Origin of the sequence: Reinekea marina, from assembly GCF_030409715.1 — a bacterium.
GTDB lineage: Bacteria > Pseudomonadota > Gammaproteobacteria > Pseudomonadales > Natronospirillaceae > Reinekea > Reinekea marina.
This window is the reverse complement of record NZ_JAUFQI010000001.1, coordinates 407,530-431,230: the sequence shown is the minus strand read 5'-3', so window position 1 is coordinate 431,230 and position 23,701 is coordinate 407,530. Positions and strand designations below refer to the sequence as shown.

Genomic DNA, 23,701 nt, shown 5'->3' with positions numbered 1-23,701 from the left:
AATTAAAGTGCTATATTTTCTTGATTTTTTTCCTGGCATTGCAATACCGCGTTCAAGAACTCTTTCACTGAAACAATATGAGCACCGTCTATGTTCGGCTGGGTAGACGCTGTAGTGAGATTGGAGAACAACCAATCTAAAGTTTCGGAAGCTGATTTATAGCTACAGGCCATATAGAGCGTTACTAAATCGGTAAATAACACCGGTTCGTTTAGCGTGATTTTTCTTAGCATAGACTTTCGGTGTATTTTAACATCCATTTTAAGACTGATGGTTCTTTCTTGTAGGGCTAAATTGTCACCAGGTATAAGATATTTATCGGTACTTTCACCAAGAGCCCTTACAAAAACTAAATTTGATTTTAATTCAGGGTCTTCAACAGTCCAAGCTAACTGATCGCTAGGAATTTTATGTCTAGAATAAGAAACCCAGTTATTCTTGGTTACTATGTTTTTACTTACATTATTCAAATAATCTGTATTAGACTTCGCAAGTGACTGAATAAGGATATTCTTATTATTGAAAAAATCCATGTACTTCTTTTTTTCTTGATCACCAAAATATACGAATGGATCCATATAACTCATCGAAAACCGATCAACGAAATGTCGATAGTAGATATCAGCGCCTAACACTTGCGCGGCCAATAAGCCTCTCGTTCGATGTGCAACCTCTTCATCTATTACAATCTTGTTATCTCGGCGTTGCAGTATCCATGTTCGGCCAACACTCAGTGTATGGACAATATTGCCATTGACTGAAAAATCCCAAGCCGTATAAGTATACTCACCTAAGACGGGTCGCTGCTCTTGTCTAGGGGCAATAAAAATACTATCGACTTCACCCAGTTCTGTATTTGGCTTTAGCTCTTTAGCACCCGGTTCAGGTAATACTCGGTATCCCCATAGATTTAATTCTGGGAACTGCTCTGAAACAGCGACATTATAGGCTTCTGTAACTATAGTCGCCGAGTGCACATTGATACCGATCATGGCAACTAAAGCTACCAACAATTTTCTACTCATCATTAAATTTGATATGTCCTTTAAAAATTTTTTGAAAATAACTGAATCAATCTGCAATAAATCTAGCTGAACCTGATACGCGAACTGAGGCACCTTTCTCATTGCTCAGTTCAACCTTTAACAAAGACCGTGCACCCATATCTTCCCCTTGAATAATTTGAATACTATTCTCATGCGGCCAATCTATATCTCGTAGATATCCGGCGAAGGCCGCTGACGCCGCACCGGTTGCTGGGTCCTCATATACACCGCCAGAAGCAAAGGGGTTTCGTGAATGAAAAACAGTATTACTTTGGGCATAGACAAGCATAACGGTGACTAAACCGTTTGCTAGCATAAAATCTCGACCTGCGCTTTGCACGTAGCTCATTCCGGCCAACAGTTCACGATTTTTCATTGATAAAATAAGGTGGTCGGCACCACCATGGGCAATGTAAGGCGGCAATCGGCTGTCTAAGTCGTTTGCATCTAAGTTAAATAAACCTAAAGCCGATTGTACTATTGCATCGCTCGCTTTTTGACTGTGGGTAGCAGGCGATTGAAGCGCTGCGATATAAAGGTTTTCGTTCTTAGAAGCTTCTACTGTTATATTCGCGTTATTTAGCTGCAAATTATAAACGGCTGGTCCAAACTCCTTAGACAACACAGCCCCTAAGGCAATAGTAGCATGACCGCAAAAAGGCACTTCGGATTCAGGTGAGAAGTAGCGCACTCGCCAACTTCGGGCATTCCCGCCTTTTTCAATAGGGGCCGCAAACGCTGTTTCAGAATATCCTAGCTTTGCCGCTATTGCTCTCATTTCAGATTCTTCTGGGTGTTGATCACTAATATATACACCGGCAGGGTTGCCACCTTGTTGACCGTCCGAAAACGCCGCCACTTTAAATAATGCCATTTTAATCTCCTGTTATTCGGTAATGGAAGATCGCCACTGCCCTTCTTTAAATGCATTGAGTAGTTTTTTAGCTCTACTATCGTCTAAGTCTGTGAAGCATTGTCCGGATTGAAAAAAATCGTTCAGCCCTTCTATCGTGGCTAGCTGTTTCATTTTTAAGGGCGCAAGCCCCATACTCCAGTCTGCAAAATCTCTGTCATCTATCGGTTCAACGATTATTTTTGAAATATGAGAGTGGCGTTTGTCTAAACTGATTTTTTTGTAAAGTGCTTCTAATGTTTTTTGCTCGCCCTCTAGAATTTGAAAAAATGAGTTTCCTTCAAACAGTAACATGCCCGATACCCCGAGCATGGCGTTATTCTTTCTGCACTTCTCTAACAGTAATTCAATATCTTTTTCCGAGAAATCTATCGATGCCGTACTCGCATAAATACAATGCATTAAATTTGGTTCTTCTGAATCGCTCGACATAGTTTGATACCTATTGGCGTTTACTCATGAGGTGCTTATTTAAACTTACGCTTTGGCTAACGCCACTGTTTAAAACGGGTTAGGTTCTATTCGTTCTATTTCATAATCAATGAGTTTAAAATTAGCGTCTAAATGAATCAGTAAACCATCACCACCTTTGTCTAAATCTTTTGGCGCGATATAAACCTCGTATCCAAACTCCATTTTTGAAATCGTTACGGTATTGTAGCGAATATCAATTTTGTCGCTTATTAGCCCTTTCGGTAACTCTTGCATCCACTCAATTGAACCGATGTGTTCGTTAAAATCATAATATTCAATATCCATAGGGCCTTACCTTTTTAATTTTCAGCCAACACAAGCCAAGCAAGCAGAACGGTAAATGCCACAGAACAAAATAGGTTCACCCAATAAGCGATGGCGTTTTGATCGCGATGATAAACGTCATTGTTTGTTAAAGCATAGCCTGTTTTAGCAACTTGCCAACTGTGGTAAACGCTAAATGGCAAGATAAAAACATAGAGCGCATCGATCGATTTATTTGTCAAAAATACAAACGCCATTGACATCATTAATGCCAACATAAAAAAATGTTGTGCCGTTTGCACCGGCTTTGCAGGATTAGGGATTTCTTTTTTACTGAATAGAGGCTTTTGGTTATTCATCGTTGTTCACACAGTTTCCATTAAAGTCAGCGCTTGTTCAGCCTGTTCTAAATTATATTGATTAAAAACAAGGACGCCGTGTTGCTCAAGTAAGGCCGCTGTAACGCCTTTCCCAGCGGTTTTTTGGCTGGTAAAGGTGCCATCATAGATCATTTGGCTACCACAAGAAGGGCTGTCTTCTGTTAAAACCGCCACTTTAATTTGATGCTGCTGGCAAAGCCTCAAGGCCAGTTGTGCTCCCGTTGTAAAAGCACTGGTCACCTCTTCTCCATCGTTATTTACGACGATCGCCTTTCCCTGCCAAACGTCTTCTCCGCTGCCGTTCTTTATCTCGGCAGGTTGACGAGGAGTGCTCATACCACCCCCCACCTCTGGGCATACTGAAACCACTCTACCTTGTTGCTGCCAGTGAAGAAGAATATCGCTTTGCAGTGTGAGCGATTTACCATTGTAACGAACTGGATTGCCAAGTAAGCAAGCGCTGACTAATATTTTATCTTGAGGCATTACTAGTGACTCTATTTGAAGTCTATTAATGGGTCAGTTTGGCGGCTTATCCGTTAGGTGTCAATTTGATTAGTGTTCGCAAGATAAATTATTCAATTCGCTTTATAATTCAACGCTTTCACCCAATAGAACGATCTATATTTATGACAACTAAGGCAACGGCCGAGGCGTTGAATACGCTTAGAGAAATAGCGCAGTTTATCACTACAGACCAAAGCACTGAGCACCAAATCGATGCCTTAGAAAAGTTTATTGTACTTTGCCAGAGTGCCGTTGAGATAACCCCCGATGTTTGCTTTTCAGCCTTCTCTGGAGATACCGAGTTAACTCAGGGAATCGCAATTAACCCTGCAGCCGCCGCGCAGTGCGTGAAAGACTACATCCGTACTATTAAGTTTGTTAATGCTGTGCATCACGCCATCACGCAACAGCACGCTTTACACCCAGGATCTACCCTAAAAATTTTATACGCAGGGTGCGGCCCATTCGCAACGTTATTATTGCCACTACTGGCTCTGCACTGCGAAAAAGAAATAAGCATTCATTTTTTAGACATCCACGAAGAATCGCTTAGCAGTGTGCAAACACTCATGCAGTTTTTTAACTTTGACCAGCTTCGCCTTCACTATCATTGCGATAATGCTTGTCACTTTCAGGCTCCCGATCCTTTTGACATCATCGTCGCAGAAACCATGCAAAAAGCCTTGGAACAAGAGCCCCAGTTTATGGTGACCGCTCAACTTGCTGACCAGTTAAAACCAACCGGTATTTTTATACCCGAAGAAATATTCGTTTCGTTAGCGCTTCAAGATAGAGAAACCTTAGTTTTCAAAAATAAGTCTAAGCCTTTACTGGCGCTGTCGTGTCAATGCCCGCTGTTTAGTAAATTAAACAACGCTGCAAACCAAAACAGCCTTAGGCTGCCCCTGACTCAATTTCACATACCTGAACTATATAACCCTGTGCAACAACGCTTTGTGCTACAAACCCGAATACAAGTCTTGAATGATATTTGGTTGTATGAAGATGAATCGGACATCACCTTAACTGTGCCAGCGTTTTCTTTAGATAACGCTTTGCCAAATCAAGTTTGGCACGCTCAATACTATTATGGGTCATACCCTTGCATAGAGTTTCAACACCTCAGTCTATGAATTGATTTCGGGTAAGAAGTACTCGATCACCATTCTAAACAAGACTATGACTGACCTCATGGATAGCCCATAAAAATAAGCCAATTTTTTAGGAAAATTGAGTAGCCCGTCAGAATTCTGGTCTATGCTTGTTGTATGTATTAACGAGATTCAACTGTGATCAAAAAAATAAACATCGAGCACCTCATTCCAGGCATGTACGTATCGGACCTGAATAATCAGTGGGTGCCCTCTGGCAATGCATCGCGCAGCGGTAAAATTGGCAGTACAGCGACAGTCAATAAAATTAAGGCGCTCGGCGTCACAGAAATCTATATAGATACCAGCAAAGGGTTAGACTGTGAGGCTGGCGAGGCGGCCGATTCTATTAAGCAACTGCAAGCTAGCCAGTTTGAATCGTTAAAAACCCAAAGTGACGCTAACCATACGCCAAAGCGATTGTCTGTTGAGAAAGCCCGAGATAAAGCCGAGAAATCATACGCGCAAGCAAAAGGGCTAGTAGGCGACATACTTGCTGATATTAAGAACGGTAAAGGCATTGACGCTCAAGCTGTAGACAACACCACCGATGATTTAATTTTATCCTTAAATGAAAACGAAAATGCCTTGGCTTGCTTATCTTTTATTCGTGAAAAAGATGAATACTTACTAGAGCACTCTGTCAATGTTGGCATTCTGCTCGGCATCTTTTGCCGTGCTCGCCGAGTAGAGCCAGAGATCATGCGCCAAGTGGTTTCTGGAGGCATCCTTCATGATATTGGAAAGATTCTGGTCCCTAGCGAAATCTTAGATAAGCCCGGAAAGCTTGAAGGCCATGAATGGGAAGAAATGAAGCGCCACGTGACTTATGGTGAGCAAATTCTTGATGTTACTTCAGGGCTTTCTGACATCACACGCTCTATTTGCAGCCAACATCATGAACGCTTAGACGGCAGTGGATACCCACGTAATCTAAAAGCCGAGCAAATTTCTGAATACGGTCGCATGTCTGCTATTTGCGATGTCTACGATGCTATTACCGCCGATCGGGTCTATCACACTGGTATGCCGCCCAACGATGCGTTACGAAAACTGGTAGAATGGAGTATTTTCCATCTCGACAAAGAGTTGGTTTACGATTTCATTCGTAGTTTGTCGGTATACCCAGTGGGAACGTTAGTCGAGCTTTCAAATGGCCGAGCGGGCGTTGTTCTAGAAGCCAACCGCCGCAGCCCAAAGCACCCATTAGTTAAGGTGTTTTATAACACCCGTCATAACCATCAAATTGAACAAGAAATCATTAATCTCGCTGACAACAAAGTAAGCCTCGAAATAGTCAATACACTTGATGCTCGATCATTAAAACTCGACATCTCTGACTTTATTTAATTTATGGCTGCAAGCGATTAATTTGCCACTCATCTTCAGCTCGCTCATACATAAAGCGGTCATGCAGCCGTGCACCTCGCCCTTGCCAAAACTCAATTTTAACAGGCTTGACGCGAAAGCCGCCCCAAAAAGATGGAATCGGAACATCGCCCTGTTTGAATTTGGCTTTCATTTGATCAAAGGCTTGCTCTAATACTTTGCGAGACTCTACAACGCGGCTCTGCTGGCTGCTCCATGCCGCCACTTTTGAATCGAATGGGCGCGATACAAAATAGCTCGTGGCTTCGGCAAGGCTCAATTTTTCAGCTTCACCGTAAACGATCACTTGACGTTCTAATGGTGTCCAAGGAAAGTGAAGACTTACTTTACTATTTTGCGCGATGTCTTTGGCTTTATGGCTTTCTAAGTTGGTATAAAATACAAAGCCTTTTTCATCCAAGTGTTTGAGCAACACAATGCGCTGGCTAGGTTGCCCAGAGGCATCGACGGTGGCTAAACACATGGCCGTTGGGTCGGCCGACAATTTGGCCTCGATGGCTTGGTTTAACCAAGTTTCAAATTGAACGATCGGGTCTGAATGAAGGTCTTCTCGATTCAACCCCATTTGAGTGTATTCTCTGCGAATGTCTTCTAACTTCATGAAATTCCCTTAACGTGATGGCTGGCAATGTGAACAATAGAAGGTGCCACGATTGTTGGTACGCATTTCCTTTATGAGTGATTCACACTGAAAACAAGGTAAACCGGTGCGGCCATAAACATTGAGCGATTGTGCAAAATAACCTGGCTTGCCATCGCCACCGACAAAGTCTTTTAGAGTGGTGCCGCCTTGGTCTATGGCGCGCGCCAATACTTTTTTGATATTGCTAATCAGCAAAGTTGTTTCGGCTTTGGTGATTTTACCAGCCAACTTGTGCGGGTTAATACCCGATAAAAACAGTGCTTCATTGGCGTAAATATTACCAACACCGACAACAATATGGGCGTCCATGATGAAGGTCTTGATCTTGGTTTTACGCTTACGAGTTAGCGGGTAGAAGTAGTCAAAATTAAAGGCATCGGTGAGTGGTTCAGGACCGAGCTTTTCAATTAAACTGTGCTCGTTTACAGGCTGCTCAGTATATAGCCAAGCACCGAAACGACGTGGATCGTTGTAGCGTAACCGAATGCCGTTATCGAGTTCTACATCCACATGATCGTGCTTGGTAGGCGTTGGGTCGTCTAGCAGTACGCGTAACGAGCCCGACATGCCCAAATGCACCAGCACGGTACCGCGCTCAAGCACCAACAAAAGGTACTTCGAGCGGCGTTCCACACGCACAATGGTTTGGTCTTCTGCCCAAGCAGGTAGGCTATCTGGAATCGGCCATCGTAGCCGTTTATCTCTAATCGTAATTCGTGAAATAGAGCGCCCTATAACATGGGGCTCTATACCACGGCGGGTAGTTTCAACTTCGGGTAATTCTGGCATAACAACCCTTCATCTACGTGAGTTGCAGAAGTAACCTCTTTACGAAACGTGCAGCCCGTAAAGAGGTTCTGCGCTGTGCTTTTATAAGACTGAGATATCAGCCACTAAGATAAACAACCCACGTAACTTAGCGAGTAGCGCTAAGCGGTTGTTCTTAACGGCATCATCGTCGGCCATCACCATCACTTTATCAAAGAACGAATCAACTACCTCGCGCAATCCAGCTAATAAGGCCAGCGCACCGGCGTAGTCAGCTTCGGCCACGGCGGCATTGACATCGGCACTGACGGAGTCGAGCGCACGCAGTAAATCGGTTTCGGCTTGCTCAATGAATAAGCTTTCATCCACTTGCTCGCTGATCCCACCTTTCACTTTCGACAATATGTTCGACACACGTTTATTTGCGGCCGCTAGCGCACTGGCTTGTTCTAATTGACTAAACTGAGACACAGCACGCACACGACGATCAATATCGTATGGGTGGGTGAGCTTTAACGCTCTAACCGATTGGAACACTTCGGTACGAATACCGGCATCTTGGTATAAGGCACTAAACCGATCGAGTGCATATTCTACCACTTGAGACACCACCTCTTTGTTACTCAGACTTGTGTGTTGCTGTGCCGCAAAGCTCACCATGTCGACTAAATCTAGGTCGAGTTTACGTTCAACAGAAATTCGCAATACACCTAGCGCGGCACGCCTCAGCGCAAACGGATCTTTTGTACCCGTGGGCGGCTGACCAATACCGAATAAACCCGATAAATTATCGAGACGGTCGGCTAATGCCAGTGCCATACCTTCACGCGTTTGCGGCAGTTCATCACCTGCTCCGGCTGGCTTGTATTGCTCGTGCAATGCTTCGGCGACGGCTTCGGCTTCGCCATCGGCCAAGGCATAGTACTTACCGGCTAAACCTTGCAAGTCAGTAAATTCAAACACCATGTCGGTAACAAGATCAGCTTTTGATAAGTAAGCCGCTCGTTCAGACTCGGTGACCGAGGCATCAATTTTAGCGGCAATAAACGACGCGACTTTTTGTAAGCGTTCAACTTTATCAAAGGTACTGCCCAAATCTTTTTGGAACATGACCGTTTTTAATTGCGGTACTCGATTCGCTAATGGCGTCTTTTTATCAGTCTCCCAGAAGAAAGCGGCATCGGCTAATCGAGGGCGAATCACTTTCTCGTTACCTTCGATGACAATTTGGGGGTCTTTACTTTCGATGTTAGCGATGAAAATAAAGTACGGCTGTATGTCGCCTTTGCTGTTTACCGTTGGGAAATATTTTTGATGCTCTTCCATAGAAGACATCAACGCTTCTGCGGGCACATCTAAGAAGCGTTCTTCAAATTGTCCAACCAATGCCACCGGCCATTCATTCAACGAGGTCACTTCTTCAAGTAACGCTGGGTCGATGACCGCCACAATGCCTTTTTCTTTGGCCAGTGCCTTTACTTGCGTTTCGATTAATTGCTGACGCTCAGAGTAAGACGCCATAACTTTACCTTGGCTTCTCAATACATCGGCGTAGGACAGTGGATCGGTGATGGTAATTTCTTGCGGTGCGTGGAAGCGATGGCCGCGCGTTGTATTGCCGCTTTCAACACCGTACATGCTGGCCGGTACAACTTGATCATCTAATAGCATCAACATCCATTTTACTGGACGTACAAACTCAGTTCGGCTGGCACCCCAACGCATGCGTTTGGCAATGGGCAGCGTATCGAGTGTTTCTTGCACAATAGAAGGCAATAAATCTTTAGTGGCTTGTCCGGCTTTGGTGCCGTTATAAACCACATAAGTGCCTTTATTGGTTTCAAGTTGCGTTAGCTCATCGACACTCACACCACACGAACGTGCAAAACCTTCACAAGCTTTGGTCGGCTTTCCATCGGCATCATAGGCACCTTGAATGGCAGGGCCACGACGTTCAATTTTTTCATCTGGCTGAGTGAGCTGTAATGCACTAATACTTAACGCCAACCGACGCGGTGCGGCAAAACGTTCGCTGCTCTCAAATGCGAGACCAGCGTCTTTCAGGCGTTTTAATATGCCATCGGCAAAGGCATTTTGAAGTGTTTTAAGTGCCTTTGGCGGTAATTCTTCGGTGCCCAGTTCTATTAAAAAATTGGCCTGTGACATTATTTTTTATCTCCCTGAGCTTGTTCTTTTGCAATCACTTCATCACGCAACGCCGCAGGCGCTTGTGGAAACCCTAATCGTAAGCGCGAATCGTAGTAGCCTTTCGCCACCGAACGAGACAAGGTACGAATTTGCAAAATGTAGCGCTGCCGTTCGGTTACCGAAATAGCTTTACGCGCGTCTAACAAGTTAAAGGTGTGACCGGCTTTTAAAATTTGCTCATAAGCGGGTAACGGTAAATCTTTACCAATGAGCATTTGCGCTTCAGCGGCGTGGTAATCGAACTGGTGAAACAATTCTTTTACGTTGGCGTGCTCGAAGTTATAGGTTGATTGCTCAACTTCGTTTTGGTGGAATACATCTCCGTAAGTAACCGGTGTGCCATCGGGCCCAACCGTCCAAATAAGGTCGTAAACACTGTCCACACCTTGAACGTACATGGCGAGTCGCTCTAAACCGTAGGTGATCTCGCCGGTAACTGGGTAACATTCAATGCCACCAACTTGTTGGAAGTAGGTAAACTGAGTGACTTCCATACCGTTGAGCCACACTTCCCAACCTAAGCCCCAGGCGCCCAACGTTGGGTTTTCCCAGTTGTCTTCAACAAAGCGAATGTCATACACGGTTGGGTCAATGCCAATGGCTTCTAACGAACCTAAGTACAGTTCTTGAATGTTATCTGGGCTTGGCTTCAACACAACCTGATACTGATAGTAGTGCTGCAAGCGGTTCGGGTTTTCACCGTAACGGCCATCGGTCGGTCTACGTGAAGGTTGCACATAGGCGGCGTTCCAGGTTTCTGGCCCGAGCGCACGTAAAAAGGTAGCCGGGTGGCTGGTACCCGCGCCCACTTCCATATCGAGAGGTTGTAAAACTACGCAGCCTTGGTCGGCCCAGTATTTTTGCAGTGTCAGGATTAAACCCTGAAATGTCTGTGTATCCGATTTTAGTTTCGTCACGATAAAGTCCGTTCGCCCGATAGTTTAAAATTCAAAAGGTCTGCCATTATACACAGGGCAAAGCCAGTGGTCATGCGGGTTTTTTATTGTTTAGTTTGAGACGTTTGAGTGTGGCGCAAAGAGCCGACTAAATTGTAAAGGGTCGCTGTGAACACGTCCGTGCGCGCTATGCTTCGCCATCCTTGGCTCAGATTCCCTTTTACAATTTAGTCGGCTCTTCGCTTAGCGTTGCGTCACCTTGTTGTTGGTTATCGTTGGCTGTTGCACGCATTAGCTACCTTTGGCTTCCTGTTTGGTTAACGCAATAGATCTTTCAATAGGGTTTCTGCGGCTGGGGTGTGGTTATCTTGCGGAATTTGCAAGTAGTAGCCATTATCGGTGGTTATCTGTGTGGGAGACGGCGTAATAAGCCGCCCGCTTTCCAATTCATGAACGGCCAAATTGATATCCCCTATGACAATACCAAAGCCTCTGGCGGCTGCACTGGTGGCCATATCTAAGGTGGCGAATATTTGGTTTCGTTCGGCTTGAATACTTTCGTGCCCCGTTCCGTTCAACCAAAGTCGCCAATCGGCTTGTTCTTGATTCGCGTGCAACCACGTATGTTCAGTAAAGCTGTGAAGCAAATCATTGTTATCCAGAGTTTGAGCTATTTCAGGGCTGCACATAGGTGTAAGTACTTCCTCCAGCAACCAATGCCTATCGGCTCCTTGGCTATTTGAGCGGTGTCCGTAACAAATGGCGGCATCAAATTGCTCGGTCAAAAAGTTAACATCGTGGGTGGTTGTCGAAGTGAGCTCCACTTCTAAGGTTGGGTGCCGGCCATGAAAGTCGGCCAACTTTGGCATCAGCCAATAGGTAATACAGCTTGGGGCTTTCAAGCGAATTCGGCGATGATTGATTGCCAGGTGATCGACAGCTTGTTGAATTCTCTGTAACGCTTGGCTTATCTCGGGCAATAGTTGCCGGCCTGCACTCGTTAACGATAACCCTCTTGCTTCACGATTAAATAATTTAACCCCAAGGTCTTGTTCAAAGCTAGATAACTGGCGGCTAATCGCGCCTTGCGTCAAGTTTAGAGATTCTGCCGCGCGGGTAATATTCAGGCATTGAGCCGTGGTAACAAAAGCCAACATAGCTTTGCTAGAGGGTAAGCGTTTCATTGGCTCAGCCATGATTAAATTGCATGGCAAGCATGACAATAATTCGATTCTTTATCAACCTAAGACTCTCTATAGTCAACTGAATATTGATCATTTAAGCGGCATTTGCCCTATAGTTTTGAGTACGCTATGAATAACCTTGTTGAACAATTATTGCCTGAGGCAATAAAAAATCTCATACCTTACCAATCGGCAAGACGCATTGGTGCAAAAGGGCATTTATATTTAAATGCTAATGAACTTGAGCAGCCTTTAGCCACTGAACCTAGCTTTGCGCCACTTAACCGATATCCAGATTTTAAACCTCAGCAACTGGCCGATGCCTATCAGGCTTTTAGCGGTACCGATGCTGATTGCATAGCCGTACGTGGGGCCGATGAAGGGATAGAGTTATTAGTACGTACTTTTTGCGCCCCAGGTGATGATCACATTATTGTTTGTCCACCCACCTATGGCATGTATGAAATTTGCGCTACCGCCACCAACGTTGGCGTTCATAAAGCGGCACTCACCGATAGTTTTCAATTAGACCTCGCCACCATTGACCAACAGTTACCTAGCTCTAAACTTATTTTTATTTGCTCCCCAAATAACCCAACCGGTAATTTGATCAACCTAGACGACATCCAGTTTTTGCTTGAACATACTCGGCAATCGCACATTGTGGTCGTCGATGAAGCCTATATTGAATACAGCGAACAAGATTCTGTATTGCCCTTATTAGATCAGTACCCAAACTTGGTTGTCATTCGCACTTTATCAAAAGCATTTGGTTTAGCAGCCGCGCGCGTTGGCTTTGTTTTGGGACATTGCACGGTTATTGATGCATTGCGCAAATTAATCGCGCCTTACCCGATCCCGGATCCATGCGCTGACATCGCCATTGCCGCTTTAAAGCCTAAAAACACAGAAATCATGCGCCAAGGTGTTGCAAATTTAAATCGGATAAAAGTGAGTTTTTGCGAACAACTCATACAAACCGGTTTAATAGAAGCCCTATACCCAAGTGCGACCAATTTCGTACTGGTGCGCTTTAAACCCAACATAAACCCTTTTGATCTTTTGATTGCGCAGGGCATTGTCACGCGCAATCAAAGTCACGAACCTGCGCTGCAAGATTGCGTGCGCATTACCATTGGCTCAGAAAAAAGCATGGCCGAAATACTTTTGGCCCTTAATAACAAAGTGAGAGATGCCGTATGAAAAAATTAGTAACCGTTTTAGGGTTAGCCGCTACTTGCATCAGTGCAAGCCTTTTTGCAGAAACTGTTAAATTAGGGTCCGATTTCACCTACCCTCCTTTTAACTATAAAAACGAGCAACAGGTACCGGTTGGTTTTGACATTGAAATCGCAGACGCCTTATGCGCTGAAGCAAAGCTCGATTGCGAGTGGGTCTCGATGGGGTGGGACGGATTAATACCAGGCTTATTGTCTCGTAAAATTGATGTCATCATGGCGTCTATGCGAATAACAGAAGAGCGAGAAAAAAGAGTACTCTTTACGGATCGCTACTATAAAACACCCGCCCAATTTGCTGGCCGAAGTGACCGCAACTTTGATATCAGCCCAGAAGGTTTAAAAGGGCTAAATATTGGCGTACAACGTGGCACCATTCACGATGCCTATATTTCAGACACCTTCGGCAAAGCGGTCAATATTTTACGATACGATGGTCAAAGTGAAGTTTATATGGAGCTGGTAAGCGGCCGCTTGGATTTGGTTTTCGCTAATTCAGATCAGCTAGCGCTCAGTTTTTTAAATACCGAAGACGGTAAGCCGTTTGAATTTGTCGGCAAGCCTGTCACCGATGAAGCCTATATTGGGAAGGGTACGGCTTTAGCATTGCGTAAACGCGACAAAGAACTAGCGGATAAATTTAATGCGGCCATCGCAGCCATTCGAGCGAACGGCACATACGATAAAATTGCCGCTAAATATTTCAATTTTGATATTTACGGCGAATAACCAACGATTCACCCGCCCTAAACGCTTAAGCTGCGTTTGGGGCCATACACCTTTCGAGTTAATGACTCTCTTCTGGCCCGTAAGTCTTTTCCATAAAATCTAAAGACTCTCGAATTAACCGACGTAAGACATCAATATCAACATCGTCTAGTTTCTTAACGTATAAACAAGACTTGCCCGTTTTAAACTTGCCCAGCTTGGACATTAAATCGGGATAGGCATCGAAGCCTGCCATGATATATAACGAAATATTGGTCTTACGACTCGAAAAACCCGCACGCATAAAGTCGCCTTCATGGCCGGTTTTGTATTTGTAATGATATTTGCCAAAGCCAACAATGGCGCCCCACATAACCGGCTCACAACCGCTTTCTTCGCGCATGATTTCAACAATTTTACGACAGTCAGCTTGGCGCGATTCGTCTTCAATCGCGCTGAGATAGGTTTCAATAGATTTCGTTGTGGGTTGTGTTTTTAATGTGTATTTAGCCATACCAACCTCGCATACTGCTTAAAAATTTAGAATAGGCTTATTTCAATAAAAACGCACGAAACGATTATTTTCGCCAATACTGGGGCGTTAATATCACCAACAAGGTGAATATTTCGAGTCGCCCTAACAACATGGCAAAGCATAGCAACCATTTTGCCGTATCGGGGATTGAGCCGTAGTTTAATGCCACTTCGCCTAAGCCAGGACCTAAGTTATTTAACGAAGAGCCTACTGCCGACCAAGTTGTTTCAAAATCGAGACCCGTGGCTAGCAAGCCAAAAAATATCAATGCGTAAGCCATAATGTAAACACTAAAAAAGCCCCAGACCGATTCGACCACTCGGTTACTCACTGGTCGCTTCCCAATTTTAACTGGGAACACACCGGTAGGGTGTATTAGCCTTTTCACCTCACGCATGCCTTGCTTAAGTATCAGTAATACGCGTATGGCTTTCATGCCACCGGCGGTAGAGCCCGCGGAACCACCCACAAAAGATGCCATGAAAAGTAAAAAAGGTAAGAATAATGGCCAGGTTGAGAAATCAGCCGTGCCGTACCCTGTTGTTGTTAACAGGCTAACGGAGACAAACATTCCGTAGCGCGCGGAATCACTTAAATTGTAAGTATGAGTCCCCCACAACACCAACGATGCCAACGCCATGAGTCCAAATGCAATGAATAGAAAGAAACGATATTCAGGATCTTTTAAATAATGACTTATAGATTTTGAGTGCCATGCGGCGAAGTGCAATCCAAAATTAGCGCACGATAAAATCATGAACAATATCGCGATCATTTCAATGGTGGCGCTGTCAAAATAGCCTATCGATGCATCGTGGGTCGAAAACCCACCAATGGCCACCGTCGAAAAGCTGTGCGCTATTGCATCAAAAAAGCTCATCCCTGCCGCCCAATAGGCCAGTGCACACACTATAGTTAGGGTTAAATAGATATACCAAAGAGCTTTAGCGGTTTCTGCAATGCGCGGCGTTAACTTACTGTCTTTCATTGGCCCAGGAATTTCAGCGCGGTACAACTGCATACCGCCAATGCCTAGCATAGGTAATACTGCGACCGCTAATACGACGATACCCATGCCACCCAACCACTGAAGTTGCTGGCGATAAAACTGGATACTTTTTGGAAGGGAATCAATTCCAGTTATAACGGTAGAGCCTGTCGTGGTAAGCCCACTGAATGACTCAAAAAAGGCATCGGTATAGGTTAGATCAACTGAAGGCGCTAAAGAAAGTGGTACAGAACCGGCCACGCCGAGTACCACCCAAAACATAACTGTGATTAAAAACCCATCTCGGGTGCGCAGTTCTTTGCGGCGGTTTCGTACTGGATACCACATGATAAAGCCCGCACAGAGGACTAATAGAAACCCCAGTACAAAAGCGTTATGCGCGCCATCGTCATAGATTAACGACACTACGGCCGACGGTAGCATCGATAAACTAAATACCATCAACAGCAATCCCAGTATTCGTATGATCAAGCGAAACTGCATAAATTAGGGGTCCTGTTAAAAGAAAGTAAAGCCAACCTGAAACAAACGCTCTACATCAACGGTACGGCGTTTATCAATGAGGAACAAAATTACGTGGTCGCCCGATTCAATAACCGTATGATCATGCGCGATAATCACTTGGTCTTTTCGAACGATCGCCCCAATGGTGCAGCCTTCGGGTAAGTCGATGTCTTCAATGCTGCGGCCAACAACTTTCGAAGAACGTTCATCGCCATGGGCGACAGCTTCAATGGCTTCAGCCGCGCCACGACGCAATGAATACACATTCACAATATCGCCGCGTCTTACGTGCGTCAGCAAACTACCAATGGTGGTTTGAGAAGGTGAAATCGCAATATCAATATCACCACCTTGAACAAGATCAACATAAGCGGTGTTGTTAATTAGCGTCATCACTTTGCGCGCGCCTAAACGTTTTGCCAGCATTGAGGCCATGATGTTTACTTCGTCGTCATCGGTTAGCGATAAGAAAATATCGATGTCTTCAATGTTTTCATCGAGCATTAAATCTTGATCCGACGCATCGGAGTTCAGCACGATGGCTTGCGTTAAATGGTTACTTAACCAGTCGGCGCGCTCTTCATTGCGTTCAATAATTTTAACGGAGTATCGGCTTTCTAGGGTTTTAGCAAGGCTGTAACCAATATTGCCGCCACCGGCAATCATGATGCGCTTATAGTTGCTTTCTTTACGACGCAACTCACTCATGACAGCGTTAATATCGGCTTTTCCCGCAATGAAGAAAATTTCATCATCGGCTTCAATAACGGTTGAGCCTTGCGGAGTAATGGCGCGGCCTTTTCGGAAAATAGCAGCAACTCGCGTTTCAATTGACGGCATGTGGTGCTTTAAAAACCGAAGCTCTTGACCCACCAATAGCCCACCATGAACGGCTTTAACGGCCACTAACTGCAACTGCCCTTGCGCAAAATCGAGCACCTGCAATGCACCGGGTGTTTCAATTAACCTTTGAATGTAGTTGGTCACCAACAGCTCTGGCGAGATAAGCACATCGATCGGAACATGCTCTTGCTTGAACAGACGGTCGCCTTCACGAATGTACTGCGGGTTGCGAATACGGGCGATCTTCATGGGCGTCCGGTACAGGGTGAAAGCCACCTGACATGCAATCATGTTGACTTCATCGCTGTTCGTAACTGCGATCAGCATGTCAGCGTCTTCGGCACCGGCTTGCTTTAATACATCGGGTAACGAGGCCAAGCCATTGACGGTTCGAATATCGAGCCGATCTTGTAAATCTCGCAATCGCTTACCGTCGGTATCAACTACGGTAATATCGTTTTCTTCAGAAGCGAGGTTCTCAGCTAAGTTACCACCAACTTGACCCGCTCCTAACAAAATAATCTTCAACGCAGCACACCCATTCGTTAATGACTTTTACGTTTACGCAGCTTAAGAACTGCACTCTAACTATAGTACTCTGTTTTCAATTCTTTCGACTATTGTTCGGTGGCTTTTTTATGCAATAACGCAAAATAGAAACCATCGTGCCCTTCGCTTCGCGGTAACCATTGCACACCCGCTTCACAGGCAACGTCAGTTTTTAAATTAAGCGCTAAAAGCTCGGCATCAGCATGATTGGCCAAAAACTGAACCACTTGGTCGCTGTTTTCGTCAGGCAGAATCGAACAGGTCGCGTAGAGCAGACGCCCGCCCGGCTTTACTGTAGACCAGAGTTTTTCAAGCAAATTTTTCTGCACTTTGGCCAGCGCGGTGATGTCGGCTGATTTACGAAGCAATTTAATATCAGGGTGGCGTCGAATAACACCGGTGCCAGAACAAGGCGCATCTAATAAAACGGCATCAAAAGCTTCGCCATTCCACCATTGCGCTAAATCGCCAGCATCGCAAGCCGTCAGAGTCGCTGCCAAGCCAATTCTTGATAAGTTTTCTTCAACTCGGGTCAGACGACGCTCATCAACATCTAAAGCAATCAAATCTATGTTGGCCGATTCTAACAAGTGGCCGGTTTTGCCACCGGGTGCGGCACAAGCGTCCAATACTTTTTCACCGTCTTGCACGTTCAGCAGCGTGGCACACATTTGCGCCGCTTCATCTTGAACCGAAATTTGCCCTTGCTCAAAGCCTGGCAAAGCAAACACGGGTGCTGGAGCAGCTAAGTGAATACCCACCGGTGAATATTCGGTGGCTTGGCATTCAAGCCCTTGTTCATCAGCTAAAGCTAGCCAAGCATCGCGAGTGTGGTGACGCTGATTAACGCGTAACGTCATTGGGCCGAGCTGGTTAGATTGCTGACAAATGTCTTGCCAGTGATCAGGGTAGGCTTTGCGCAAACGCTTATTCAACCAACCTGGAAAAGAGTCTCTTCGACGAAGATCGGCGGTAATTTGCTCTTTTTCACGCTGAAAACGCCTTAATGTGGCGTTTAACAAGGGTTTGGCCCATTGCTTTTTGCTATCGACCGCCGCTTGCACGGTTTCATTCAAGGCAGCGTGATCAGCCACTTCTAGTTTCCACAATTGGTATACACCCACCAGCAGCAACATATGAACCAAGCGTTCTTTTTCTTTGATGGGCTTTTCGAGCAACAGGCTGGCAATTTCATCAAGCGCGAAGTAATAACGGGTAGCGCCATAGACCAGCTGTTGATAAAACGGGTGTTGATCAATATCGAGTTTTTCTAGGTTAGCTGGAATCAGGTCATTTAAACTGCGTCCGTGCTCGACCATTTGATACAAGGTGTCTGCTGCCGCTAATCGTGTGGATAAACTCATTGATCGCCTTCGGTGTTATGGGTCTGACCAAAAACGGGATGTGCTTCGAATTGGGCTTTACGTGCGTTTAAGACATCGGCCGCGGACATGGCTTTTTTACCCGGCATTTGCAGCGTGGTAACCAGTAAGCTGCCCTCGCCGGTGGCCACTTCAATACCTTGTTTAGACATTGATGCTAATGAACCCGGTGGTAATGCACCGCTGTAAAGCTGTGCTTTGGCTTTGTGGATGCGAATGTTGTCACCTTGCCATTGCGTATATGCGCCCGGCCAAGGTGTGAGACCTCTTATTTTTCGGTCAATAGCGTCCGCCGATTCTGACCAATCAATGAGGCCTTCGGATTTTTCTAACTTATGCGCATAGGTTGCTTGCGAATCTTCTTGCTTTGTTGGATAGGCAGACCCGGATTCAAGTTGAGCGCAAGCTTCTAGCAGAGCAGGACTACCAATAGAAATGAGTCGATCATGTAGCATTTCGCTGGTATCGGTTGGTAAAATGTCACACTCTGCTTTTACTAGCATATCGCCCGTATCTAAGCCTTTGTCCATTTGCATAATGGTGACACCGGTTTTTTCATCGCCCGCCAGCAAACTGCGGTGAATGGGTGCGGCACCTCGCCAACGTGGCAATAAAGATGCATGAACATTGATACACCCTAAGCGCGGCGTATCAAGCACAACTTGCGGCAAAATTAAGCCATAGGCCACTACCACCATTAAATCGGCGTTGAGTGAGGCCAGTTCTTGCACGGCTTCATCACTTTTAAAGTTAAGCGGCTGATAAACAGGAATGTCATGCTCAAGTGCCAACGCTTTTACCGGAGACGCGACCAGTTTTCGGCCGCGACCGGCTGGGCGGTCTGGCTGACTGTAGACAGCGATTACATTATGGTCACTGTCGATAAGCGTTTGTAAGTGATGTGCTGCAAATTCTGGCGTGCCTGCAAAAACAATATTCAACGCCATTAACCGCGTGCCGCCATTTTATGCTGCTTCTCTAGTTTCTTCTTAATGCGGGTTCGCTTTAAGTTAGAGAGGTAGTCTACGAACAGCTTGCCATCGAGATGGTCTATTTCGTGCTGAATACAGATTGCAAATAGGTCTTCAGCAATAAATTTGATCGACTCGCCCTCTTTATTCAGCGCCGTCACTTCAATTTTATCGGAACGTGACACCTTTTCATAAAACCCAGGAATAGACAAACACCCTTCTTGGTATTCAATATCATCGCCTAACTTCACGTATTCTGGGTTAATCAAGACATGAGGTTCATCCTGATCTTCTGATACATCGACGACAATTAAACGCTTATGTACGTTTACCTGACTGGCCGCTAAACCAATACCAGGCGCTTCATACATGGTTTCGAGCATGTCTTCGGCTAATTTTTGGATGTTTGCATCCACTTTTTCGATATTCGTTGCAACGGTACGCAAACGATCATCGGGAAATTCTAAAATATCGAGTATTGCCATAACTTATTGATTCACCAACTGTTTATTAAGCTAAATAATCTTAGCGAACCTTCTGCAAAATGATACGCAGTTAACAAAATCACACTTTTCACAGATAGATTTGGCTTTAAGGTGTTTCGCTAAGCGATTGACTGCTAAACTAAAAGTGTTCACTCTTGTACCCTGTCGCCTGTATTATACTGGCTACAAGAATTAAAATTAGCTTAGTGCCTACAACACCGAATTGTATAGGGAATCTGGCCATGAGGAAAATCATCGCTGCTTTATTAACATCCATTGTCATAACAGGGATGTCTTGGGCCGACGAATTAGTCATCAATAATGATGTACCTGAGCGGTATGTCGTCGTTAAAGGCGATACATTATGGGATATCGCTGCCATGTACCTGCAGGACCCTTGGAAATGGCAAGACATTTGGTATCTCAACCCGCAAGTTGAAAACCCACATCTCATCTTCCCTGGCGATATTATAGGGCTGATCACTGTAGATGGCCAAACTCGGTTAACTCGTTTAACTGATGGGGACAACGCCAACACGCTAAAAATTAACACCAACCAAGCCGATGAAAATGGCGTGGTTAAATTACGGCCTACGGCGCGCATAACACCAATATTTGGTGCGATCCCTGCCATTGCTCGTGAGCACATTGAAGGCTTTTTATCGGGTAACCGTATTTTAAGCACTCAAGAGTTAAATTCAGCACCATATATCATAAGCGGTACAGAAGGCCGTGTGATTATGGGTGCTGGCGATACTGTTTTCGGACGAGGTGAGTTTGATTCCGAATTACCTGTGTACCAAATCTACCGAATGGGCAAGCGCTATAAAGATCCATTTACGAAAGAAGGCTTAGGTTTTGAAGCGATCGAGCTAGGCCAAGCTCGAATTAAAGATTTAGAGAGCGACATTGCAACGTTTTTAATTGAACGCTCAAACCAGCAAATCGGAATTTCCGATCGCATCTTGCCTTCCGATGAAGCGACGTTAGACACCTTTTTCTACCCGAGTGAGCCTCCTAAAGATTTAGTCGGTGCTATCGTTGATGTTGCCAGAGGTGTTCGTTTCATTGGGCAATACGACATTGTTTTGTTAAACCTTGGTGCTCGAGAAGGAGTTGAAGCCGGTAACATTTTCCGAGTTTCACGCTTTGGGGATAAAGTTCGTGACCCGATTAACAACCAAAAAATCCAATTACCGCTCGAAGATGCTGGGTTAGCTATGGTCTTCCGAGTGTTTGATAAAATGTCTTACGCGCTCGTCTTAGAATCTGATATTCCAATGCGGATTGGAGACCGAGTGACCAACCCTGGATTCTAAACAAGGGTACTTTTGACTACGTTAAAAAGCAGCCTTCATGGCTGTTTTTTTTTGCTCTACACCTGAACACTGCCCTACTTCTTTCGCATGATATTTACTTGCAGTCCTGTGTTTTTAACTATACTGAAGCTAACTTCATCTATTTATTCTAACAATACGGTTTAATTTCAGTTAAGAAATTTAGCTATAGGTCGATAAATATTGAACGACTTTCATTGAGATACTTAAGGGCAAATTATGCGTGTATTGCAAACTATCATTAGTAAAGTCACCTTTGGCTTTGCGCTCGTTTTGGCGTTTGTTATCGCAATTACTCTAGTGGCGATCAATAATCAGCGAACGGCCAGTAACGAATTTGAGTCCTTAAGTAATGAAGTGATACCGCTGTTACAACAGGTTTATCAACTTCAATCCACCATTCAAAATATCAATAAGGCGGTAACCCAACACGCGGCGGTAGAAGATGCAGAACAACTGGATGCTTTCACCACTCAATACGAACGATTCTCAGCCCAATACGCCCAAGTACTTGAACAAATTCAAAACAACCGTTTAATTGATGAGCCACTTATGACCGCGCTGCAACGCTCGGATGAATCTGCACAGGTGAGTATCACGCTGGGCAAGCAGCATATGGATTCCCATAAGCGTAAACTTAAGCTCAGTGCTGACTTCAATGCTCTATACAACGAAATAAACAGCCAATGGCTGGCTTATAATGGCGATTTAAAGATAGTAGATCTCACCATTGGTCGGATGAAGAGTGAAGGAAATCCAAACGCAACCTCCATTGAAACCGCGGCTCGTTTAGTCACAGAAAAACTCTCGTTATCTCGAGCTTCTGCGGGTGCTATCGTTGGTGTGCAAAGTACCGATACACTAGAAATTACCCTAAATAACCTAACTCGCAATGCGAAACTGATTCAAGACAGCATGGCGAAGCTCGAAACTGAACAAAGCTTTCTATTTCGTAAGCTTGGTAAATATGTTGATTTATCGAACAAAATCATCGATGGCGATGAGTCCATGTTTAGCCTGTATATTAAATTACAGCAGGCTAAAAACAACGACAGCACCTTATTAGCCGACTTAGCAACTTCGGTTAATACCACCTTAACTGAACAGCAAGCACTCATTGATCAAGTTACAGAAAACACCAATTTAACCACCGCTAGAGTACAGAAAAGCAGCCAGAATGCTTTATTGGTGCAATTTTTCGTAGCAGGATTATCTCTTTTATTAGGGGCTTTAGTCGTATACAGCGTAGTACGGTCAATCAAAAAGCCACTGAAAACTATAATTTCCACACTAAGAAAAGTCAGTGATGGCGATTTAACCTCTACCGCTCAAGTGGCCAGTAAGGATGAATTTGGTCAAATTTCTGAAGGGGTGAATACCCTAATCACAAACATACGAAATGTGATCGGTGAAATAATCGAAAACGCGACTCAAATCGAAAACCTTGTTTCAAATGTCACTAACACAACAAAAGGCTCCTTAACACGCCTGCAGGTTCAAAAAGACAAATCCGAAGGCATTGTACAGGCCACTGGGCGATTGGCGGACGCGTCTGAAGGGATCAATAGCAACTCTTCCGCCACACTCACCGATGTCCGAGAGGTAAGCGAAGTAGCCACACAGGGTCAATCTAATGTTGATACCAGCTACCAATTCATTAAAAAATTAGTCTCTGATATTACTAAAACCAATGATGTGATGGGCGAGTTAAAGCAAGAAAGTAATAACATCAGCCAAATTGTCACCACGATTCAAGCCATTGCCGAACAAACCAACTTACTGGCTTTGAACGCAGCCATTGAAGCAGCGCGAGCCGGGGAGCAAGGTCGTGGTTTCGCAGTGGTAGCCGATGAAGTCAGAAGTTTGGCCAGCAAGACTCAAGCCGCGACAGAAGAAATTTACAACACCATTGAAGGCTTTCAGAACCAAACCAACACAGCCGCGAATACGATGAGTCATAATTTACTGCAAATAAACGATTTGCTTGAAAATTTTGAGGCGACCAATAAAGCCATGTCATTGATCATGGAATCTCTCGTCCGAATTACGCACATGAGTGAAAGCATCGATGCACAAACATCAGAACAACAAGCTACGGTTGATGATGTAAAACTTGAAATACAAGAAATTGCGAGTATTGCAGACTCAGTATTTAATAACGCAGGCAAAAACGTAAATTCATTTGAAGCCCTAAACGAACTGGTTGAAAAGCAACACGCCTCTATCTCTCGGTTCAAAATATAGCTACTTTGATCACATTTATGACAAAAAGGTCTCTTAGCTTTATTCTTTCGGTTTTATTTTTCGACAATTCGCT

25 protein-coding genes are annotated in these 23,701 nt (G+C 44.7%); 7 read left to right on the top strand and 18 right to left on the bottom strand.

What is annotated here, in order from left to right:
- Positions 1 to 2: 2 nt before the first annotated feature.
- The 6 genes from QWZ13_RS02405 to QWZ13_RS02380 all read right to left on the bottom strand — a co-directional run bounded on the left by QWZ13_RS02405 (position 3) and on the right by QWZ13_RS02380 (position 3,563).
- A complete protein-coding gene (locus tag QWZ13_RS02405) occupies positions 3 to 1,127 on the bottom strand; it encodes a hypothetical protein (RefSeq protein WP_290280375.1) in 1,125 nt (374 codons plus the stop codon).
- A complete protein-coding gene (locus QWZ13_RS02400) occupies positions 1,072 to 1,920 on the bottom strand; it encodes a PhzF family phenazine biosynthesis protein (protein WP_290280374.1) in 849 nt (282 codons plus the stop codon). The genes QWZ13_RS02405 and QWZ13_RS02400 overlap by 56 nt, the downstream gene beginning before the upstream one ends.
- A gap of 12 nt (positions 1,921 to 1,932) precedes the next feature.
- A complete protein-coding gene (locus tag QWZ13_RS02395) occupies positions 1,933 to 2,391 on the bottom strand; it encodes a BLUF domain-containing protein (RefSeq protein WP_290280373.1) in 459 nt (152 codons plus the stop codon).
- A 69-nt stretch (positions 2,392 to 2,460) separates the two neighbouring features.
- Positions 2,461 to 2,718: a hypothetical protein gene (locus tag QWZ13_RS02390; protein ID WP_290280372.1), complete on the bottom strand. Its 258-nt coding sequence runs from the start codon at positions 2,716 to 2,718 to the stop codon at positions 2,461 to 2,463.
- A 14-nt stretch (positions 2,719 to 2,732) separates the two neighbouring features.
- Positions 2,733 to 3,056 carry a hypothetical protein gene (locus tag QWZ13_RS02385; protein ID WP_290280371.1) on the bottom strand — a complete coding sequence of 108 codons (324 nt, stop codon included), beginning with the start codon at positions 3,054 to 3,056 and terminating at the stop codon, positions 2,733 to 2,735.
- Between the two features lie 6 nt (positions 3,057 to 3,062).
- The gene (locus QWZ13_RS02380; RefSeq protein ID WP_290280370.1) at positions 3,063 to 3,563 is read right to left on the bottom strand and encodes a 2-thiouracil desulfurase family protein; all 501 of its coding nucleotides are present in this window, start codon (positions 3,561 to 3,563) and stop codon (positions 3,063 to 3,065) included.
- A gap of 38 nt (positions 3,564 to 3,601) precedes the next feature.
- Between QWZ13_RS02380 and QWZ13_RS02375 the strand changes: the two genes are divergently transcribed.
- Positions 3,602 to 4,717, top strand: a complete 1,116-nt coding sequence (locus tag QWZ13_RS02375; protein WP_290280369.1) for an SAM-dependent methyltransferase — start codon at positions 3,602 to 3,604, stop codon at positions 4,715 to 4,717.
- A gap of 156 nt (positions 4,718 to 4,873) precedes the next feature.
- A complete protein-coding gene (locus tag QWZ13_RS02370; protein ID WP_290280368.1) occupies positions 4,874 to 6,085 on the top strand; it encodes a cyclic di-GMP phosphodiesterase in 1,212 nt (403 codons plus the stop codon).
- 1 nt (position 6,086) lies between these two features.
- Here the strand turns inward: QWZ13_RS02370 and pdxH are convergent, their stop codons facing one another.
- From pdxH to glyQ, 4 genes are all read right to left on the bottom strand, one after another.
- Complete coding sequence (gene pdxH, locus QWZ13_RS02365) at positions 6,087 to 6,725, bottom strand: pyridoxamine 5'-phosphate oxidase (protein WP_290280367.1); 639 nt, start codon at positions 6,723 to 6,725, stop codon at positions 6,087 to 6,089.
- 9 nt (positions 6,726 to 6,734) lie between these two features.
- Positions 6,735 to 7,556, bottom strand: coding sequence for a bifunctional DNA-formamidopyrimidine glycosylase/DNA-(apurinic or apyrimidinic site) lyase (gene mutM / locus QWZ13_RS02360; RefSeq protein WP_290280366.1), 822 nt, complete (start codon positions 7,554 to 7,556; stop codon positions 6,735 to 6,737).
- An 81-nt stretch (positions 7,557 to 7,637) separates the two neighbouring features.
- The gene (glyS, locus tag QWZ13_RS02355; protein WP_290280365.1) at positions 7,638 to 9,701 is read right to left on the bottom strand and encodes a glycine--tRNA ligase subunit beta; all 2,064 of its coding nucleotides are present in this window, start codon (positions 9,699 to 9,701) and stop codon (positions 7,638 to 7,640) included.
- A complete protein-coding gene (gene glyQ, locus QWZ13_RS02350) occupies positions 9,701 to 10,663 on the bottom strand; it encodes a glycine--tRNA ligase subunit alpha (protein WP_216001086.1) in 963 nt (320 codons plus the stop codon). The genes glyS and glyQ overlap by 1 nt, the downstream gene beginning before the upstream one ends.
- A 179-nt stretch (positions 10,664 to 10,842) precedes the next feature.
- On the opposite strand from glyQ, the gene QWZ13_RS02345 reads away from it, so the two are divergent.
- A complete protein-coding gene (locus tag QWZ13_RS02345; RefSeq protein WP_290280364.1) occupies positions 10,843 to 10,968 on the top strand; it encodes a hypothetical protein in 126 nt (41 codons plus the stop codon).
- Here QWZ13_RS02345 and QWZ13_RS02340 read toward each other — a convergent pair.
- Entirely contained in the window at positions 10,957 to 11,862 is a 906-nt protein-coding gene (locus tag QWZ13_RS02340) for a LysR substrate-binding domain-containing protein (RefSeq protein WP_290280363.1), read from the bottom strand. The genes QWZ13_RS02345 and QWZ13_RS02340 overlap by 12 nt on opposite strands.
- A 90-nt stretch (positions 11,863 to 11,952) precedes the next feature.
- Here QWZ13_RS02340 and hisC point away from each other — a divergent pair, with 90 nt between their 5' ends.
- Positions 11,953 to 13,026: a histidinol-phosphate transaminase gene (hisC, locus tag QWZ13_RS02335; protein WP_290280362.1), complete on the top strand. Its 1,074-nt coding sequence runs from the start codon at positions 11,953 to 11,955 to the stop codon at positions 13,024 to 13,026.
- Positions 13,023 to 13,790: a transporter substrate-binding domain-containing protein gene (locus tag QWZ13_RS02330; protein WP_290280361.1), complete on the top strand. Its 768-nt coding sequence runs from the start codon at positions 13,023 to 13,025 to the stop codon at positions 13,788 to 13,790. The genes hisC and QWZ13_RS02330 overlap by 4 nt, the downstream gene beginning before the upstream one ends.
- 58 nt (positions 13,791 to 13,848) lie before the next feature.
- Here QWZ13_RS02330 and QWZ13_RS02325 read toward each other — a convergent pair whose 3' ends face one another.
- The 7 genes from QWZ13_RS02325 to QWZ13_RS02295 all read right to left on the bottom strand — a co-directional run bounded on the left by QWZ13_RS02325 (position 13,849) and on the right by QWZ13_RS02295 (position 20,200).
- Positions 13,849 to 14,283: a DUF1801 domain-containing protein gene (locus tag QWZ13_RS02325; RefSeq protein ID WP_290280360.1), complete on the bottom strand. Its 435-nt coding sequence runs from the start codon at positions 14,281 to 14,283 to the stop codon at positions 13,849 to 13,851.
- A gap of 64 nt (positions 14,284 to 14,347) precedes the next feature.
- Positions 14,348 to 15,796 carry a TrkH family potassium uptake protein gene (locus tag QWZ13_RS02320; RefSeq protein WP_290280359.1) on the bottom strand — a complete coding sequence of 483 codons (1,449 nt, stop codon included), beginning with the start codon at positions 15,794 to 15,796 and terminating at the stop codon, positions 14,348 to 14,350.
- 15 nt (positions 15,797 to 15,811) lie between these two features.
- Positions 15,812 to 17,188 carry a Trk system potassium transporter TrkA gene (gene trkA, locus QWZ13_RS02315; RefSeq protein WP_290280358.1) on the bottom strand — a complete coding sequence of 459 codons (1,377 nt, stop codon included), beginning with the start codon at positions 17,186 to 17,188 and terminating at the stop codon, positions 15,812 to 15,814.
- 89 nt (positions 17,189 to 17,277) lie between these two features.
- Positions 17,278 to 18,573: a 16S rRNA (cytosine(967)-C(5))-methyltransferase RsmB gene (rsmB, locus tag QWZ13_RS02310; protein ID WP_290280357.1), complete on the bottom strand. Its 1,296-nt coding sequence runs from the start codon at positions 18,571 to 18,573 to the stop codon at positions 17,278 to 17,280.
- Positions 18,570 to 19,538, bottom strand: a complete 969-nt coding sequence (gene fmt / locus QWZ13_RS02305; RefSeq protein ID WP_290280356.1) for a methionyl-tRNA formyltransferase — start codon at positions 19,536 to 19,538, stop codon at positions 18,570 to 18,572. Before fmt ends, rsmB begins: the two co-directional genes overlap by 4 nt.
- The gene (gene def / locus QWZ13_RS02300; RefSeq protein WP_216000925.1) at positions 19,538 to 20,047 is read right to left on the bottom strand and encodes a peptide deformylase; all 510 of its coding nucleotides are present in this window, start codon (positions 20,045 to 20,047) and stop codon (positions 19,538 to 19,540) included. The genes fmt and def overlap by 1 nt, the downstream gene beginning before the upstream one ends.
- A 30-nt stretch (positions 20,048 to 20,077) precedes the next feature.
- A complete protein-coding gene (locus QWZ13_RS02295) occupies positions 20,078 to 20,200 on the bottom strand; it encodes a hypothetical protein (RefSeq protein WP_290280355.1) in 123 nt (40 codons plus the stop codon).
- An 89-nt stretch (positions 20,201 to 20,289) separates the two neighbouring features.
- Here QWZ13_RS02295 and QWZ13_RS02290 point away from each other — a divergent pair, with 89 nt between their 5' ends.
- Both QWZ13_RS02290 and QWZ13_RS02285 read left to right on the top strand, forming a co-directional pair.
- On the top strand, positions 20,290 to 21,366 hold the full coding sequence (locus QWZ13_RS02290; RefSeq protein ID WP_216000924.1) for a LysM peptidoglycan-binding domain-containing protein: 1,077 nt from the start codon (positions 20,290 to 20,292) through the stop codon (positions 21,364 to 21,366).
- Positions 21,367 to 21,603: 237 nt separating this feature from the next.
- Complete coding sequence (locus tag QWZ13_RS02285) at positions 21,604 to 23,628, top strand: methyl-accepting chemotaxis protein (RefSeq protein WP_290280354.1); 2,025 nt, start codon at positions 21,604 to 21,606, stop codon at positions 23,626 to 23,628.
- The last annotated feature ends 73 nt before the right edge of the window (positions 23,629 to 23,701 follow it).